The sequence below is a fragment of the Microbulbifer hainanensis genome (assembly GCF_014904735.1).
Lineage (GTDB): Bacteria > Pseudomonadota > Gammaproteobacteria > Pseudomonadales > Cellvibrionaceae > Microbulbifer > Microbulbifer hainanensis.
The window spans coordinates 25054-41692 of the sequence record NZ_JACZCR010000031.1; the positions used below are offsets into that span (position 1 = coordinate 25054).

The window sequence follows — 16639 nt, forward strand, 5'->3', positions numbered from 1 at the left end:
CCATATCGCCACGAAAGTGGACAGTTTCTGTCTGGCGGTCATTTCCATGCCAGTGTATTCTTCGCTTTCACTCCGGTAGTAGAACAACGTAAATGGGGAAGCCATGACCGCCTTGGGGCATTGTGCAGACGGTCCATCGCGCGCGCAGCCGCGGCCACTCAAAATTTGCCTGCTGGGGTACCGGAGCCATCCGTACTGTGGCGGGCAGGGGGTTTACCTGCACTACCTGAGCAAGGCACTGGTAGAAGCCGGTCACTCCGTGGATGTTATTTCCGGCCAGCCCTATCCCGATCTGGATCCCCGGGTCAAACTGATCAAGATGCCAGGGCTCAACCTCTTTGAATCCGAGAATCCGACCCGGGCCCTGCGGTTCCGCCACCTGCTGTCGTGGACGGACTTTTTCGAGTGGTGGGGTAAACTCAGTGGCGGCTTTGTAGAACCCTATACGTTTGGCCGTCGCGCGGCCCGGTACCTGCGTCAGCACGGGCAGCACTACGACATAGTGCATGACAACCAGTCCCTCTGTTACGGATTACTGGATATCGAAAAATCCGGGATCCCGGTAGTGGCGACGATTCATCACCCCATTACCCGTGACCGCCAACTGGCGCTGGATGCTGCGCCCGACTGGCGCTTCAGGCTGCTGGTGCGCCGCTGGCACAGTTTCCTGCGAATGCAGATCAAGGTGGCGCGACGGCTGCGGCATATCGTTACCGTATCGCGCCAGTCAGAGCGGGATATTGTCGAACAGTTTGGCGTTGCGCCGGAGCAGATCCGGCTGATTTACAACGGTATCGACACCGGCGTTTTTCGACCAATGCCCCAGATAGCGCGCAATCCACTGCGCATCATGACCACGGCTTCCGCCGATCAGCCCCTCAAGGGTTTGCGATTCCTGTTGCATGCGCTGGCGCAGCTGCGGCCACAGTATCCGCAGCTGGAACTGCTGGTCGTGGGCTCGTTGCAGGAGGGTGGTGCCACCGAGCAGTTGCTCAATGAGCTGGACCTGCAGTCCTCGGTGCACTTTGTCTCCGGAATTTCCAACGACGAGCTGGTTGCCCACTACGCAAGCGCCGGTGTTGTGGTCTGTCCCTCTCTCTATGAAGGCTTCGGATTGCCGGCGGGCGAGGCTATGGCCTGTGGCGTACCGGTGATTTCCAGCGATGGTGGCGCGCTGCCGGAAGTGGTCGGTGATGCCGGTATTGTTGTGCCGGCCGGCGACAGCGCGGCCCTGGCCTTGGCCCTCGGTGCGCTTCTGGCCGATCCTTCACAATGCGCGACGCTCAGTGCAACAGGGCGCGCGCGGATAGAGCAGGCATTTTCCTGGCAGCTGGCCGCCGAACGGCTGGTCGAATATTACCGAGAGATCCTGGGCGAAACCGCAGAACGACCAACGACTATGGAGGCTCAGCTGGAAGCTCAGATCGACAAAAGTGCGGAGGCGGCCTGATGATTACCGTAGATCCGCAAACATTAAATCTGCAGCCTGGACAGAAGGTGCTCGACCTTGGGTGTGGTGAGGGGCGTCACGCCATCCATTTTGCGATTACCGACAATGTCGATGTTGTCGGCGTCGATTTGAATCCCGCGGATATCTGCACCGCACAGGAGCGCGCGCAGCCGTTTGTCGAGCAGGAGCAGCTCTCCGGCAGGTTGCTGTTGAGTGTTGCCGACGGGCAGCGGCTGCCATTCGCCGATCAAACTTTTGACGTGGTGATCTGCTCGGAAGTGCTTGAGCATATCGAGGATTACGCCGGTGTACTGGCAGAAATCGATCGCGTGCTGAAGCCATCCGGTATTTTCGCAGCGAGCGTGCCGGCGTTTTTTCCGGAGTGGATCTGCTGGAAACTCAGCGATGAGTATCACCAGGTCGAAGGTGGCCATATCCGGATTTTCCGCGAGCGCCAGCTGCGCCGCAGTATCGAGCAGCTCGGGCACAGGTATTTTTCCCGTCACAAGGCTCACGCACTGCACGCGCCCTATTGGTGGCTGAAGTGTTTTCTGTGGCACAGGCCGGAGTCGCGGATTTTATCGGGATATCACCGCCTGCTGGTCTGGGACATGATGCGCAAACCATGGTTGACGCGCTGGTTGGAAAAACTGCTGAATCCGCTGCTGGGAAAAAGTATCGTGCTGTATTTTGTAAAGCCTCCCCGGGCGAATGTTGTTGAGAGCGTTGAGGCCGGCAGTCCCGCAGTGGAGGTTTCGGTTTGAGCGAAAGTGCAGCAGCGATTTCAAGCCCGGTTGTCCCGGAGGGTTTTCTCCGTGCCAGTGCCGACTATATTCTCGGCCGTCAACGGCCAGATGGGGCTATTCCCTGGTTTGATGGTGGTTACGCCGATCCCTGGGATCATGTGGAAGCTGCCATGGGGCTCAGCATAGCGGGTGAGTTTGCCGCGGCGGAGAGCGCCTATCGCTGGCTGGCCGATATACAGTTGGACGATGGCAGCTGGTGGGCCGCATACAAAGACGGGGAAGTGCACAATGGTGAGCGGCGCGAAAGCAATTTCGTGGCCTACTTTGCCACCGGCATCTGGCATCATTTTCTGATTACTGGCAATACCGCGTTTCTCCGCGACTACTGGCCGGCGGTTGAACGCGCAGTGGAGTTTGTGCTGGCGCTGCAGTCGGAATACGGCGAGATCCAGTGGGCGGTCGCAGCGGATGGATCGGTAATGAATGACGCGCTGATTACCGGGTGTTCCTCGATTTTCAAAAGCCTGGAGTGCGCGAGCAATATCGCCCACACCCTGGGGCATGCACGACCGCATTGGGCTGCGGCGCGGAATGAATTGGGCCGTGCATTGCGGGACAGACCCGAGCGATTCGATCGTACCTGGGAGAGCAAGGCGCGTTTCTCGATGGACTGGTTTTACCCGGTGCTGACCGGTGTATTCAGTGGTGCGGCCGCGCGCGCGCGATTGCAGCAGAAATGGGGTGAGTTTGTCGTGGCGGGGCTCGGTTGCCGCTGCGTCAATGATGAGCCCTGGGTGACGGTTGCGGAATCCTGCGAGCTGACCATGGCGTTAATCGCCGCTGGCGACCGCGGTCGAGCGGAAAAGCTCTATCGGGGTTTGCACCGCTGGCAGGACAGCGACGGCGGCTACTGGACCGGATACGTCTACCGGGACAGTGCCATCTGGCCCGAAGAAAAAACCACCTGGACCGTCGGTGCCATGCTGCTCGCTGCCGATGCGCTCGCCAAGCTGACACCGGCCAGCGACCTGTTTACTTCAGTTGATTTGCGCTCAGAGGCGGCGCAGAACCCCGAGGGTATCGACCATCTCGACCAGCTCGAATTGGCCGGAAGCCAGGGCTAGCTTGTAGATATCGTAGGGCGCCTGCCCGCCGTCGGCGGGATCGGGGAAAATATCGTGAATGGCCAGATAGCCACCGGGCACAATGTGCCGTGTCCAGCTGCGGTAATCGGTTGTGGCGGCTTCCAGGGAGTGGCCGCCGTCGATAAAGACAAGCCCCAGTGGCGTGTTCCAGTGGCGCGCCGCAACCGCTGACGGCGCGACGACCGGTACCACCCAGTTCTCCAATTCCGCAGCGCGGATATTGCGACGGAAGGTGCGGAAACTGTCCATCAACTGCGCGCCGTCATCATACAGTTCGGGATCGTGATACTCCTCGCCCGGTTGGTGCTCTTCCGATCCGCGGTGATGATCGACGGCAAAAAGGACGCTGTCGACCAGTTTGCAGGCAGCGGCGAGGTAAACAGAGGATTTACCGCAATAACTGCCCACTTCGAGAACCGGGCCGAGGGTGCTGGCCTCTGCGGCCAGGTGGTAAAGTGCTTCGCCCTCGTGAGGCGCGAGAAATCCTTTGACGTTGCGAATGTCGATGGGCAGTTTGATGGACATGGAATATCACTGTTTTTTACTGTGGCGGAAACAGTAAACCGGCGATTGTCGAAAAGCAATTGAAGATGTTTTTTTTCGCAGTGGTTTCCACGGCTAATTCCGCACGGATAAATTGAATACAATTAATGCGCAAAGATCACCGACCCTATTGGCTCAAACACTGGCTGCTGCGTCTGCGCAGGTGGCGTTGCCGCCATTTTTTACTGCCGCAGTTCGATGGTGTCGGACGCGATCCGGAAATCATGCACCCACCATCTGTCCAGGTATTCGGTCGCAATATCCGCCTGGGGGATTTCCCGCACCTGATTTCCACACCGGATAACTGCATCCGCTTTACAACGCTCGGCCATCGCGGTGGCGATGCGTTTATCAACGTCGGCAACTATGTATTGATTTCACCGGGTGTGCGTATTTCCGCGGCGGAGTCGATCACAATTGGCAATGCCTGCATGATTGCCGCGAATGTCTATATCTCGGACTCGGACTGGCACGGCCTGTACAATCGCACCCGGCCTTTTCGCTGCACCGCGCCGATCACCCTGGGCAACAATGTCTGGATCGGTGACAGTGCCATCATCTGTAAAGGTGTCAGCATCGGCGATAACTCCGTCGTCGGGGCGGGTAGTGTGGTGACCAGGGATGTGCCGGAAAATACCGTGGTGGCCGGCAATCCGGCCCGGGAAATCAAAAAGATTAATCCTGCGCGCCGCATGATTACCCGTGAAGCACTGTTTGCCGATGCCTTTCGCCAGGCACACAATATGGACGCGCTGGATAGGATGTTGCTGCAGGGGAACAGTCTCCGCGGGTGGCTGCGTTCGCTGATTTTCCCGCGACAGGGGGATTAGGTTGCGGATTGGAGTTGGCGGAGCTGAGAGAGATTGCGAGTGAGCGGTTTTGGGGAATAGTGATTTACAATGAAAAAATATAAAAGCGTTGTCCTGATCGGGATGCCGGGGGCGGGCAAGAGCACGCTGGGAGTATTGCTGGCCAAAGAGCTGGCCTTGGATTTTGTCGATACCGATGTGCTGATTCAGTTGCGGGAAGGGAAAACCCTGCAGGAAATCATGAACGAAAGTGATTATTTGAATCTGCGCCGGATCGAGGGCGAGGTGATCGCCGCTGCGGACCTGCCCAATCACGTGATTGCCACCGGTGGCAGCGCCGTTTACAGCGAGGAAGGCATGGCGAACCTGCGACGGTTCGGCCCCGTGGTATTCCTGAACTGTTCCGCGGATGAATTGCGCCGGCGCATACACAACTATGAAAGTCGCGGCATAGCCAAGGCGCCGGGACAGTCATTTGCGGAACTGTTTGCGGAGCGCCAGGCGTTGTACCGCCAGTATGCAGATATCAGCGTGGATTGCGACGGCCGCAATCTGCAGCAGGTGCTGGACCAGGTGTTGGGTCAGCTCCCTAACAGCTAGCGCGGCCAGTTGCCGGGGCGAACTCTGTGTTTCGCCCCGGCAACTGGCCGGAAATACCCGCTGGCTTACAGCGGCAGCTGCGTGGTGTACTTCACCTGTTTCAGTGCAAAGGTGGAATTCACCGAGGCCACGTTGGGCAGGTGCACCAGCGAGCGTTTTAACAGCTGCTCGTAGTGCTCCACGCTGTCGACCACTACACGCAGGACATAGTCTTTATCGCCACTGGTGGAGTAACATTCCACAACTTCCTGCACATCCTGAACCGCTGATTCGAAACTATTCAGTGAATCCTCGTCGTGGTTGTGTATAGTGACATAGCAGTATACTGTGACTCCCAGGTCGAGTTTTCGGGGGTCGAGTAGGGTCACGCGTCCGCGGATAATGCCTTCGGCCTCGAGGCGTTTGATGCGGCGCCAGCAGGGGGTGTGGGATAATCCCACTTTGTCTCCGAGTTCCGCCATGGAATAATCGGCGTTCTCCTGCAGCGCTCGCAGAATCTTGCGGTCAAAATCGTCCAGGTCTGTCGAACGCTTCATATAAACTCCTATCCTACAAAAATTGTTCCAGTCGAGATAACTATCATAATTTTATGCGCAATTGCGTTAATAAAGCAATGCTCTATTGCGCTTAACGCACTAGTATGACCTGACCAGTTCGTCGCGGAACAAATGAATTTTGTGATTGCCCGCCACACCCACTTCTAATTGGGTGAATGGCGCGCCGGCGAACGGTGGCAGTGACGCCGGAACAATAATGACCAATTGCACGAATCGAGCCCTCTCAGGGGCCCGGTTTGAACTGGAACGATAACCGGAAGTAGGTGTATGAGTGAGCAAGTGACCCGTCCGCAGCAAGCGGCCGCATCCCCGCAGAAAGTCCAGGCCAAACAGATTTCCCTGGACGACCGTTACACCACCCTGAAGGGGCGCGTGTTGCTGTCCGGGATTCAGGCGCTGGTGCGGTTACCCATCGACCAGATGCGCATGGACCGCGAACGTGGACTCAATACAGCTACCTTTATTTCCGGTTACCGCGGCTCCCCCCTGGGCGGTTACGACCAGCAGTTGACCCGCGCGAAAAAACACCTCGACGAATACAAGATCCGTTTTCTCCCCGGCGTCAACGAAGAATTGGCCGCGACATCCGTTTGGGGCTCCCAGCAGGTGGGCCTGTTTGACGGTGCCGAAGTGGATGGCGTCTGCGGTATCTGGTACGGCAAGACCCCGGGTGTCGACCGTTGTGGCGACGCCTTCCGCCACGCCAACGCCGCCGGTTCCTCGCCGAAGGGCGGGGCGCTGATCATTGCCGGCGACGATCACGGCTGTAAATCCTCCTCCTATCCCGGCCAGTCCGAATTCGCCTTCGTCGACATGCACATCCCGGTCCTGAACCCGGCCACGGTGCAGGAAGTACTGGACTACGGCCACTACGGACTGGAGCTTTCCCGTTTCAGCGGTTGCTGGGTGGCAATGATCACGCTGGCGGAAAATATGGACAGCTCGGCTACCGTTGAGGTGGATCCGCAGCGCGTGCAGTTTTCTTACCCGGAAGTGGAGCGCCCCGAGGGCGGCCTGAATATCCGCAAGCAGGACAATCCGCTGGAGCAGGAAGAGCGCCTGTGGCGTTACAAGCGTCCGGCGGCGCTGGCGTTTGCCCGCGCCAACAAACTGAACAAAGTGGTGCTGGAAAACCCCGAGGCAACCCTCGGGATTGTCAGTACCGGTAAGGCCCACCTCGACCTGATGCAGGCCTTTGAGGATATGGGCATCGACGAGGCGCAGGCGAAGGCCCTGGGCATCCGTATCCTCAAGGTGGGCATGACCTATCCGCTCGACGTCCCGGGTATCCAGGAATTTGCCCGCGGCCTCGACTATCTCCTCGTGCTTGAGGAGAAGCGCAGCCTGATGGAGGTACAGCTGAAAGAGGAGCTGTACAACGTCCACCTGAAAGATCCGCACTTCCCGCGTATTATCGGTAAGGTCGATGAAAATGACCGCCCGCTGATGCCCATGTACGGCGAACTGTCGCCGGCGATTGTGGCGCAGGTGCTGGGCAAGGTCCTGTCGGACAAGGCCTACAACGGCCGCCAGCTTGGCGAGCGCGCCGAGCACCGCCTGATGCGCCTGAGCGCACTGGCGGAACGTATTTCCCAGCAGGCCGGCTCCAGCGTTTCGCGACTGCCGATGTTCTGTGCGGGCTGCCCGCACAACCGCTCTACCAAGGTGCCTGAAGGCAGCCGCGCACTCGCCGGGATCGGTTGTCACTATATGGCCCAGTGGCTCGATCGCGAGACTTATACCTTTACCCAGATGGGTGCCGAGGGTGTGAACTGGGTCGGCCAGGCGCCATTCACCAGTGAAAAGCACGTATTCGTGAACCTCGGTGACGGTACCTATTTCCACTCCGGTATCCTCGCCATTCGCGCCTCTGTGGCCGCGAAGGTGAATATCACTTACAAGATCCTGTTTAACGACGCCGTCGCCATGACCGGCGGTCAGCCCCACGACGGCGAACTGGCACCGGACATGATCTGCCGCCAGGTACTGTCCGAGGGCGTGCAGAAAGTCGTGCTGGTGATGGACAACCCGGACAAGTACAAGGGCGCGCTGACCTTCCCGAGCGAAGTGGAAATCCGCCACCGCGACCATATGCCGGTGGTGATGGAAGAGCTCCGCGAGACCGAAGGCTGCACCGTCATCATCTACGACCAGACCTGCGCCACCGAGCTGCGCCGCAAGCGCAAGCGCGGCCTGTTGCCGAAAGCGGAAGGGCGCCCGTTTATCAACGAGCTGGTGTGCGAAGGCTGTGGCGACTGTGTGAAGCAGTCCAGCTGTATCGCCGTGGAGAAAGTCGATACGGCCCTGGGCGACAAGCGCCGGATCAACCAGACTGGCTGTAACCAGGATATGTCCTGTGTGAATGGCTTCTGTCCGTCTTTTGTCACCATCAAGGGCGGCAAGCTGGCCAAGCGCGCCGGTGTCGGCGATGTGCTGCGCACCGAGGCCGCAAAGCTGCCGGATCCGCAATTGCCGCAACTGGATGAACCTTACAACCTGCTGGTGACCGGTGTCGGCGGCACCGGCGTGGTGACGATCGGCGCGCTGCTGGCGATGGCTGCGCACATTGAAGGCAAGGCCAGCAGCACCCTGGATCAGACCGGTCTGGCGCAGAAGGGCGGGGCGGTCTATTCCCATGTGCGCTTTGCGCAGCAGCCGGAGGCGCTGCAGGCAGTACGCATCTCCGACGGCCGCGCCGACGCCCTGGTGGCCTGCGACCTGATCGCTGCAGGTAACTTGGCCGCCTGTCTGGCCAAGCTGGATGAAACCCACAGCCGCGCAGTGGTCAACACGCACCTGAGCCCTACGGCTGCGTCGGTACTGGGCCGCGAGGATACCCACTCGCCGCAGGCGGTGCTGGATACCATCAACAGCGCGGTCAAAGAGCTGGACTCTGTCGAGGGGCACAAGCTCACCAGTGCGGCCCTGGGGGATACCCTGGCTGCCAATATCTTCATGCTCGGCTTTGCCTGGCAGAAAGGCCTGTTGCCGCTGGGGCAGGACTCACTGTTGCAGGCCATCGAGCTGAATGGCGTGGCGGTAGAGGGCAACCTGCAAGGCTTTGCCGCCGGTCGACTGGCCGCCGCCAATCGCAGCGGCCTGGACGCCTTGCTGAAAGGTGGTATCGAGGAAAAATCCCTGCCGCGCACACTGGCAGAGATCGTTGCCCACCGCAGCGAACACCTGACCGGATACCAGAATGCCGAATTGGCGCAGCGCTATCGTGCACTGGTGGACAAGGTGAAGGCGGCCGAGAGCCTCAAGGTTCCCGGCAGCGAAGCGCTGGCGGAAGTGGTTGCGCGCAACTACGCGAAACTGCTGGCGTACAAAGATGAGTACGAGGTTGCGCGTCTGTACACCGATGGACGCTTCGTCAAAGCTCTGGAAGAAAACTTCGCCGGCGACTTCGAGCTGGAATTCAATCTGGCTCCGCCGCTGATCGCACCGTTCGACAAGGCGCTGGGCCGTCCGCGCAAACTCAAGTTCGGCGGCTGGATGTACAAGGCGTTTGGCCTGCTGGCCAAACTGAAGGGACTGCGCGGCACCGCGTTTGACGTATTTGGCTACACCACCGAGCGGAAAATGGAGCGCGCCCTGATCGGCGAATACGAACAGGCGGTGAACAAGGCGATCGACGAACTCAAGGCCGAGAACCACGCCGCGGCCATCGAGTTGCTGAGCTACCCGGATGCAATCCGCGGATACGGCCTGGTAAAAGAGGCCAGCCTGGAAAAGGCACAGCAACTGCGGGAGGCCGCGCTGGAGCGCTTCCGCAATCCGCGCGCGGACCTGGACGGTAAGGCGACGCGGGTCGAGGTCTTCGATCCGTCCAAGGCGCAGCAGGTCGGCTGATCTGCCAGAATAAAAAAACCGGGGCCAGTCCCCGGTTTTTTTTGCCCTGAATTTTGCCGCCGGCCGGTTACCAGCTCATCTGTGCGCGAATCCCGAACTGGTTGGTTCCATCACCGGTAAAGTCGTCGTCCCCGAAGCGATAATTGAACATAAAACGCACCTTGGGATTGTGGTAGTAATTGACGCCCACGATCCAGCTGTCCGCTTTCAGGTGAGAGATATCATCGTTTTTGAAGGATTCGTAGCGCGCGGTTAGCTCCCAGGCGCCCCAGGGACTGTTGGGTTTGGCTGACTTGAATACACCCTTTTTGCTGTTGTAGGGCTTGTGCTCACCGGTGATCAGCCAGCTTCCCTGGATATACCATGCGCGGACATCCTGGTCGCCAATGAAACAGCCGAAATCGGGGTCACAATCGAAGGTGGGCGGGGCGTCGAAGAAGTCTTCGAAGACTTGTTCGGAGACATAGTAATCGCCGTCATAGTTCCCGTAGGCGTATTCCATCTGCGCATAGAGCGGTCCCCAGCTGCCCGCCAATTCCAGGTCGGCAACGCCGACAGAGCCGCCCTGGCGTCCGAGGAAAAAGTCTTCATCACCGAATTCGCCGAAGAAAAACTCTTCGTCGCCCGGGGTCAAGGCGATCAGCTGGCTGGGTCCGCGACGTCCGGCGTAGTCTGCATCGGCTTCCAGTGGTTCGGAATTCCGGTTGGCGTCCTCATAGCTGTAAGAGATGCCGAAATGAATGGTGCTGAGATCGTTATTGATCGGCGCCCAGGTAAATCGCGCTGCAGTACCGACCCCTTCGTTGCGCGGAGTTTCAGCGTTGCGCAGGTTGAACGCCATAACGCCGGCGGTATAGCAGCCCCAGTGGTTGTTCCAGCCGATGCCCTGCTGAAACTGCCGCCCGTCATAGATACCTGTGGCGGTAGTGAAGGGACGCTCCAGCATGAGAATTTCATTGGAGCTGGTCAGCTCTTCCATCGCGCGGGGAGGCTTGAACTGCCCGATCTTGATACTGCCACCCCAAAATTCGTGGCCGATCCAGACCTCCCTGAACCCCGCCAGGGTGCTGCCGGCGGCGAAGTCCTGCTCCAGTTTGTACTCCCAGGTGTAGGCTTCTCCCTCAAGCGTGATGCGAGCGCGCCGGAATTCCGTCGTACTGACCGGATCTTCGATATCTCCGTCAAACAGGTAGGTGTCAAAGTGAATGCGCCCGCCAAGCTCGGCGGAAAAGTTTCCGTCATCGGAAGTAATTTTCAGCCCGCCCTTGGTTTCTGCCTGGTCGGCCAAAGCGGGAAAGGCCAGTATGGCGCCCGCCAGTACCCCAACTGTCGCCAGCCTACTCATCGATACCTCCGTGTATTTAATCTGCGTACCAATTTCCGTATTGGACGCTTTCGAGCATAGCAGGGACTAGCGAACTCTTTTTATGGGGGAGCTGATTTCAGAGAGAATTCATTATTCGCCCAGAGATTAATTGTGTTCTCCGGGCGTTTTTATTGTTCGGTGAAGGCTATTTCCATCGTCGGCGTTAAAGTTGTTGCACGCTGAAGCCCTTCGATTTCAATTCCCGCAGTACGCTTTCGTCGCCCACCAGGTGGCCGGCGCCGACAATGACAAAGAGGGATTTGCTGGAAGTGCTCGCCTTGAGGATGCCCGAGGCCATTTCGGCGTTGCGGCTGAAGAACAGCTTGTCGTAGAGAGGCCGGTATTCCGGGTGCTCTGCCAGGTCGTCGGCGATGATCAGCCGGTAGAGGGAGTTGCTGTCGCCGGATTTCCAGGCGCCGGTCAGCCTGGGAATGAAGGTGTCGATATCCTGCAGCTGTTCGAGCGTCTGCTCTAGCAGCAGGTTCGGGTTGTCGAGCTCGTTGAGCATCTTCAGCTGTTCGAGGATGCCCTCCAGTTCCACAATCCGTTTGCCGTCGCCTTTGGCCTGCTTCAGGAAGTGGCGGTCGATACCCAGGCTTGGGTCCAGGCCGTGGGCTTTCATTTCCACCATGCTCAGCGTGATCATGGCAAATGCAGGGCGCTGGCGGATAAACAGCGGTTCCGGTAATTGGCGTTGCTGCAGCCACTGCTGCAGCTTCTGGTAGACTGCGGGGGATAGGTCGTCGCGCAGGCTGCGCCCGCCGGTGTAGAGCGATTCCTGCATGACTTTTTTCTGCAGGTCCATATCGCCTTCTGCGGCCATGACATCGGCTTCAACTACCAGCGTGTCGGCATTTTGATAGGCCTGCTGAATGGTGTCGCGCAGGGGGTAGAAGTCGGCGGTCGCCATATGTACGGAGCCGAGTAGATAAATCTCGTGCCCACCTTTCTCGGCTTTCCAGAACAGCCCCTTGTCTCCCGCCGCATTGGCGGCCGCGCATAACAGCAGGAGTAGTGCGGCAATTCCGCCGCTCAAATAACGTGAAAACCTGAAGAAAGACATGCTGGTCTCCGGCAATTGGATCGGCCGCTGATGGTAGCACGGGATTTTCGCGGAGGGGCTAATTGGCTATGTGCTTCGGCTGTGCGACCAGTCACGGAATATTTCCGGCATTGTTCACGTTTTTCGCTGGAGCGGTGAACAGAAGCCGCACGACGATATTCCGTCGTAAAAAGTGGTGGTTCGCGCGGCAGAAAAAGTGTCACAATTCTCAACATTGAATATGTACCAATTGGCACTTGGCTGGAACTATGCGGATCGTACAAATTTTGCCCGAGCTGAATGGCGGCGCGGTAGAAAAGGGCGTTTTGGACTTTGCTCACGAACTAGTGCGCAATGGGCATGAATCCGTTGTGATTTCCAATGGCGGTGAGCTGGTATCACGCCTGACCCTGCGAGGTAGCCGCCATATTCAGCTGCCAGTGCACAAAAAGCCGTTTTGGTCGTTGCGACTGGTACGGCGCCTGCGTCGGGTGCTGCTTGAGTTGCAGCCGGACATCATTCAAGTCGGAGCGCGGGTGCCGGCCCGGCTCACCTGGCTCGCCTGGCGTGGGCTGTCGGAGCAGCAGAGGCCGCGACTGGTCACCACTGTACACAATACCAGCGGCGTAGGTTTTTACGCCGGTCTGGCGGCTTCAGTAGAGCAGGTGATTGCCGCCTCCCGGCCGGTGGCAGATTATCTGCAATCGCAATTCGGTAAAAAGCTGCGTCGTCCGCCTCTGGTTATTCACCGCGGCGTCAATACACGTGAGTTCGATCGCAGTGCGCCGATTTCAGGGCACTGGCAGTTGCGCCTGCTGAATGACTATCCGCAACTGGAAGGAAAAAACTGGTTGCTGATGCCGGCGCGTCTCACCCCCGCGCAAGGGCAGCGCACTTTCCTGCAGATGTTGGCGGCGCTGGCGCAGGAGCGCCAGGACGTCTTCGGCCTGATTGTCGGTAGTGGCGATCCGGGACGTGAGAAGTACGCGCGGCAGCTTGAGCAGCTGGCGCTGGATCTGGGGTTGTCGGACAAGGTACTGTTTCTCGGCGAGCGGCGCGATATGCGCGAACTCTATGCGAGTGCGCAGATTACCTATCACCTGGCAGAAGCGGCAGAACCCGGCGGGGATACGGTCGCCGAGGCGCTGGCAATGAACTGCCCCGCCATCGCCTATCGGGATAGCGCGCCGGCGGAAGTTCTGCAGCAATGTTTTCCGCAGGGACTGGTGGAGCGCGACGGTATCGACGCGCTGCTGGCTGCCAGCCTGGAGATATTGCAGCGTCCCCGGGCCATCGACTTCACCGGCTTCAGTCTCGAGGAGACAACAGCACAGACGCTGACTGTCTACGAGGATTTGTGTCAGTCGGCATGACGGACACATCCGACTGCCTTTCCGCTTGCCTCTCGACCAGATCTGCATACACCCGCCAGGTCTCTTTGGCCATATGCTCGAGGGTCAGTTCGCGGGTCGCACGGGCGAAGACAGGTTCGAAATCCGTTTGCAGCCGAGCCCGGTTTTCCAGTATCTGATCAAGTCTTTCCGCCATATGCGATGGTTCAGTACTGTGGAGCAGGTAGTCGGCTGGCAGGTAGTCGCCGATATCACCGATGGGACCGGACAGCACCGGGCAACCCTGCAACAGCGCTTCCACCGCCGTATACCAGCTTCCATCGGCGTGTGAACAGCTGATCAACAGGTCGGCGCTGCGCATCAGGGCTCTGCGCCGTTCCGGCGCCAGGTTACCGGCGATCTGCACCCGTTGAACCAGCTGCAGTGCCTCCGCGGTTTTTTGTAGATTCTCTTTCTCCGGGCCGTCACCGATCACAGTCAACTGGGTATCCGGCAGCAATTGCATCGCCTGCAGGAGCCGATCCAGGCACTCGACTTTTACCAGGCGCGCAACGACCAGTATCTGTGGCGGACGGTTCATATACTTCGCTGCCGGGGACGGTATCGTCGCGGCGTCGACGCCATTGGGAATGATGTGCCAGTTCAGGCGGGAGTTGGCCACGGCAGCGCGACTGATCGCGATGCGCGCATCAAATGCGCTGGCGAGCTTGTCGCGGGGATGACGTACATTGTGGCGAGTAATGATCTGCAGGGTATCGGTATATTGCTGGACTGCTGCCAGCAATTGCGCCGACTTGCTACCGTGCCCGTGCACCAGCTGGAAAGCACCGGCACGGATCTGGTTGGCTAGCCGCCAGGTCAGGTTGGGGTGGTGACGATTGCGATCGGTATTGAGCGGGATAAACCGCACCGCTTCATCCAGGGTGGTCTGGAAACGCGGATGGCCGATCACGGAGACGCGTGCGCCGCTATGGTGCGCCTGCCAGCGCGATAGATCGGCAACATGCTTTTCCAGGTCGCCGTGCTCGCGGCTGGCCATCAGGTGGCAAATATTTTGAATCATAGAACCGTTGCAACCCTGCCTGTCCTTTGGCGGCTGGCAGTTGCCTGTCAGAGTTTGCGTGACGCCGGGGTGGCTGCGACAAAATCCGCTTTGCGCACTACCCGTCTTTTTATTGGGATTATTCTGTGGGGTGGGTGTTACAGAATTTTGATCGAATTGTGAAGGTTGCCGGGGCGCAGGAAGAAAGCAGCATTACTGGAAATTGAAATTCCAGTTGACCGAGGCGAAATCGAAACCCGGATTCGGGGTGTTGGTATAGGCGTTGGAAAAATGGCTGTAGCGCAGTGACAGCACATTGCCCGTACCGAGGCGATAACCAGCGGCAAAGTGCAGAGCGAAATTCGGCTTGGTGGTGAGTTCGATATCGCCGAAGTTCTTCCGGGTTAGATAGGCGCCACCGACACCGAATTCGCCGAACAGCCCGCGGGCCACATTACACGGATACCAGCGCACGACTGGCTTCAGTTCGAAGATGTTCTGGTCCTGTTGTTCATCGCGATGATCTAGAGTCAGATGGGAATAACTGGCCTGTCCCCACCACTGCCAGAGACCCGTGGCCGTGGGGTATTCCACAAAGCGGTAGCTGTAACTGATGCCGGCCATTTTGGCGCTGGAAATGGATTTCTGCTGTATGAGCGCGTCACCAAGCCCTTTACCCGCACCAATAATTACTTCCTGTTCGGCCTGCACTGCGGGTGTTGTAAATAGGCAACACAGTAGCGGGACAGCGGACAATCGGCGCATGGCTTATCACTATTGACTTGGTTATTCGGTGGTCAAAAGACTAGACGGATCTCCGTCATTGGCAAGGTGTATGGCCTTCCCGGTACCGGAGTTTAACCGCTGAGTATGACGATAAGAATATCCGCGCGGCTCCGCTAATCAATTGGAACCGCGCGGACAGGAGGTCGGATACGGTGTCAGCGCCACTGCCGTTTGAGTTGACGCAGCGCGTCGGAGTGCAACTGGCGCGCCCGTTCCTGGCTGAGCCCCAGCTGTTCGCCGATGACACGAAACGAGCAGTCGCGATCGGAAATCAGCCCGTAACGCAGACTCAACACCGTGCGCTGACGCGGAGGTAGCCGCGCTACGGCTTCGCGCAGGCGCTCCGCGAGTTCCTGGTTGGTGACCAGCTCATCGGTGTTGTAGACCTCGTCCGCCGGCGCGTAATCCAGTCGCGTGCTGCTCTGGTCGTCCGCCACCGGGTCGTCGAGGGATCCAGTGGGGCCGGGCAGTTTGAGCAGGCTCTGGATACGCTCCAGGTCGAGGCCGGTGTGCTTGGCCAGGTTCTCGTCAGAGGCCGGCAAGCCCGCGGCGCGCACTTCACTGATTGCACGGTAGATTGCCCGCAGATCATCCTGCACATTGGCGGGCTGGCGCACGAGATCGTCATTGCGACGCAAAGCCAGCTGTATCTCCTGTTGAATCCACCAGTAGGCATAGGTGGAAAAACGGTAACCCATCTGCGGCTTGAAACGCTCGATGGCTTTCATCAGGCCGACATTACCCTCCTGGATCAGGTCGATAAAGGGCACCGCCGGGTTGCGGAAGCGTTTGGCAATTGCGATGACCAGCCGCAGGTTACACTGGATCAATTTTTTGCGCTGTGCGCGGAAACGCCGCAGCAGGCTTTGCATCGCACTGCGGTCACGTTTTGAAAGCTTGCCTTCGGCGAGCAACTCTTCAGCCCGGGCGATAATCAGTCCGTGATCATAGGCACCGGTACTGCCCCGCTGTTCCACGCCCTCACTGCGCAGTTCCACCAGTTCCAGGCCGCGTTTCTGCAGCAGTGCGATCAGTTTATCTTCCAGTTCCCGCAACATGCAGGTGGTCGTGTGCTCTTCCTCCGGAGACAGCAGTTCCAGTCGATACAGATGCTTGAGGTAGTTCTGCATCGGCGTACTGCTGCTTTCTGCCGACTCCGCTGCTGCCGAAACATCCTCGGGTTCAGTTTCGGGGTCAGTCGTGGGCGGGCTCTCGGCGGCATCTTCGGCGGGTATTGCCGCGGAGAGCGGTTCGTCTGTGTCCTTCAGCCATGCATCATCCCTTGAGTAAAAGTTTTCTCGGGACAAGTGTCTAAACCTTCTGTTGGCTGTGTGGCTCTGCGCCGGGTG

14 protein-coding genes are annotated in these 16639 nt (G+C 58.8%); 7 read left to right on the forward strand and 7 right to left on the reverse strand.

What is annotated here, in order from left to right:
• Nucleotides 1–103 precede the first annotated feature (103 nt).
• From IG168_RS12210 to IG168_RS12220, 3 genes are read left to right on the forward strand one after another with little or no spacing between them, the layout of a single operon-like run.
• Entirely contained in the window at nt 104–1450 is a 1347-nt protein-coding gene (locus IG168_RS12210; protein ID WP_193164687.1) for a glycosyltransferase family 4 protein, read from the forward strand.
• The gene (locus IG168_RS12215) at nt 1450–2214 is read left to right on the forward strand and encodes a class I SAM-dependent methyltransferase (protein WP_193164688.1); all 765 of its coding nucleotides are present in this window, start codon (nt 1450–1452) and stop codon (nt 2212–2214) included. The genes IG168_RS12210 and IG168_RS12215 overlap by 1 nt, the downstream gene beginning before the upstream one ends.
• Nucleotides 2211–3320: a prenyltransferase/squalene oxidase repeat-containing protein gene (locus IG168_RS12220; RefSeq protein WP_226876928.1), complete on the forward strand. Its 1110-nt coding sequence runs from the start codon at nt 2211–2213 to the stop codon at nt 3318–3320. The genes IG168_RS12215 and IG168_RS12220 overlap by 4 nt, the downstream gene beginning before the upstream one ends.
• Here the strand turns inward: IG168_RS12220 and IG168_RS12225 are convergent.
• On the reverse strand, nt 3249–3866 hold the full coding sequence (locus IG168_RS12225) for a class I SAM-dependent methyltransferase (RefSeq protein ID WP_193164689.1): 618 nt from the start codon (nt 3864–3866) through the stop codon (nt 3249–3251). The genes IG168_RS12220 and IG168_RS12225 overlap by 72 nt on opposite strands.
• 125 nt (nt 3867–3991) lie before the next feature.
• Between IG168_RS12225 and IG168_RS12230 the strand changes: the two genes are divergently transcribed.
• Complete coding sequence (locus IG168_RS12230) at nt 3992–4714, forward strand: acyltransferase (RefSeq protein ID WP_193164690.1); 723 nt, start codon at nt 3992–3994, stop codon at nt 4712–4714.
• 69 nt (nt 4715–4783) lie between these two features.
• Nucleotides 4784–5293, forward strand: coding sequence for a shikimate kinase (locus IG168_RS12235; RefSeq protein ID WP_193164691.1), 510 nt, complete (start codon nt 4784–4786; stop codon nt 5291–5293).
• Nucleotides 5294–5358: 65 nt separating this feature from the next.
• Here IG168_RS12235 and IG168_RS12240 read toward each other — a convergent pair whose 3' ends face one another.
• Complete coding sequence (locus IG168_RS12240) at nt 5359–5829, reverse strand: Lrp/AsnC family transcriptional regulator (protein WP_193164692.1); 471 nt, start codon at nt 5827–5829, stop codon at nt 5359–5361.
• A gap of 288 nt (nt 5830–6117) precedes the next feature.
• On the opposite strand from IG168_RS12240, the gene IG168_RS12245 reads away from it, so the two are divergent.
• Entirely contained in the window at nt 6118–9702 is a 3585-nt protein-coding gene (locus IG168_RS12245; protein ID WP_193164693.1) for an indolepyruvate ferredoxin oxidoreductase family protein, read from the forward strand.
• A gap of 67 nt (nt 9703–9769) precedes the next feature.
• On the opposite strand, the gene IG168_RS12250 is transcribed toward IG168_RS12245, so the two are convergent.
• Both IG168_RS12250 and IG168_RS12255 read right to left on the reverse strand, forming a co-directional pair.
• Nucleotides 9770–11047, reverse strand: coding sequence for an OprO/OprP family phosphate-selective porin (locus tag IG168_RS12250; RefSeq protein ID WP_193164694.1), 1278 nt, complete (start codon nt 11045–11047; stop codon nt 9770–9772).
• 184 nt (nt 11048–11231) lie between these two features.
• Nucleotides 11232–12131: a TraB/GumN family protein gene (locus tag IG168_RS12255; RefSeq protein ID WP_193164695.1), complete on the reverse strand. Its 900-nt coding sequence runs from the start codon at nt 12129–12131 to the stop codon at nt 11232–11234.
• A gap of 248 nt (nt 12132–12379) precedes the next feature.
• Here IG168_RS12255 and IG168_RS12260 point away from each other — a divergent pair, with 248 nt between their 5' ends.
• A complete protein-coding gene (locus IG168_RS12260) occupies nt 12380–13483 on the forward strand; it encodes a glycosyltransferase (RefSeq protein ID WP_193164696.1) in 1104 nt (367 codons plus the stop codon).
• Here the strand turns inward: IG168_RS12260 and IG168_RS12265 are convergent.
• The 3 genes from IG168_RS12265 to IG168_RS12275 form a co-directional block, all read right to left on the reverse strand.
• Nucleotides 13419–14525, reverse strand: coding sequence for a glycosyltransferase family 4 protein (locus IG168_RS12265; protein WP_193164697.1), 1107 nt, complete (start codon nt 14523–14525; stop codon nt 13419–13421). The genes IG168_RS12260 and IG168_RS12265 overlap by 65 nt on opposite strands.
• 192 nt (nt 14526–14717) lie before the next feature.
• Entirely contained in the window at nt 14718–15269 is a 552-nt protein-coding gene (locus IG168_RS12270) for an acyloxyacyl hydrolase (protein ID WP_193164698.1), read from the reverse strand.
• Between the two features lie 176 nt (nt 15270–15445).
• On the reverse strand, nt 15446–16597 hold the full coding sequence (locus IG168_RS12275) for a sigma-70 family RNA polymerase sigma factor (RefSeq protein WP_193164699.1): 1152 nt from the start codon (nt 16595–16597) through the stop codon (nt 15446–15448).
• Nucleotides 16598–16639 lie beyond the last annotated feature (42 nt).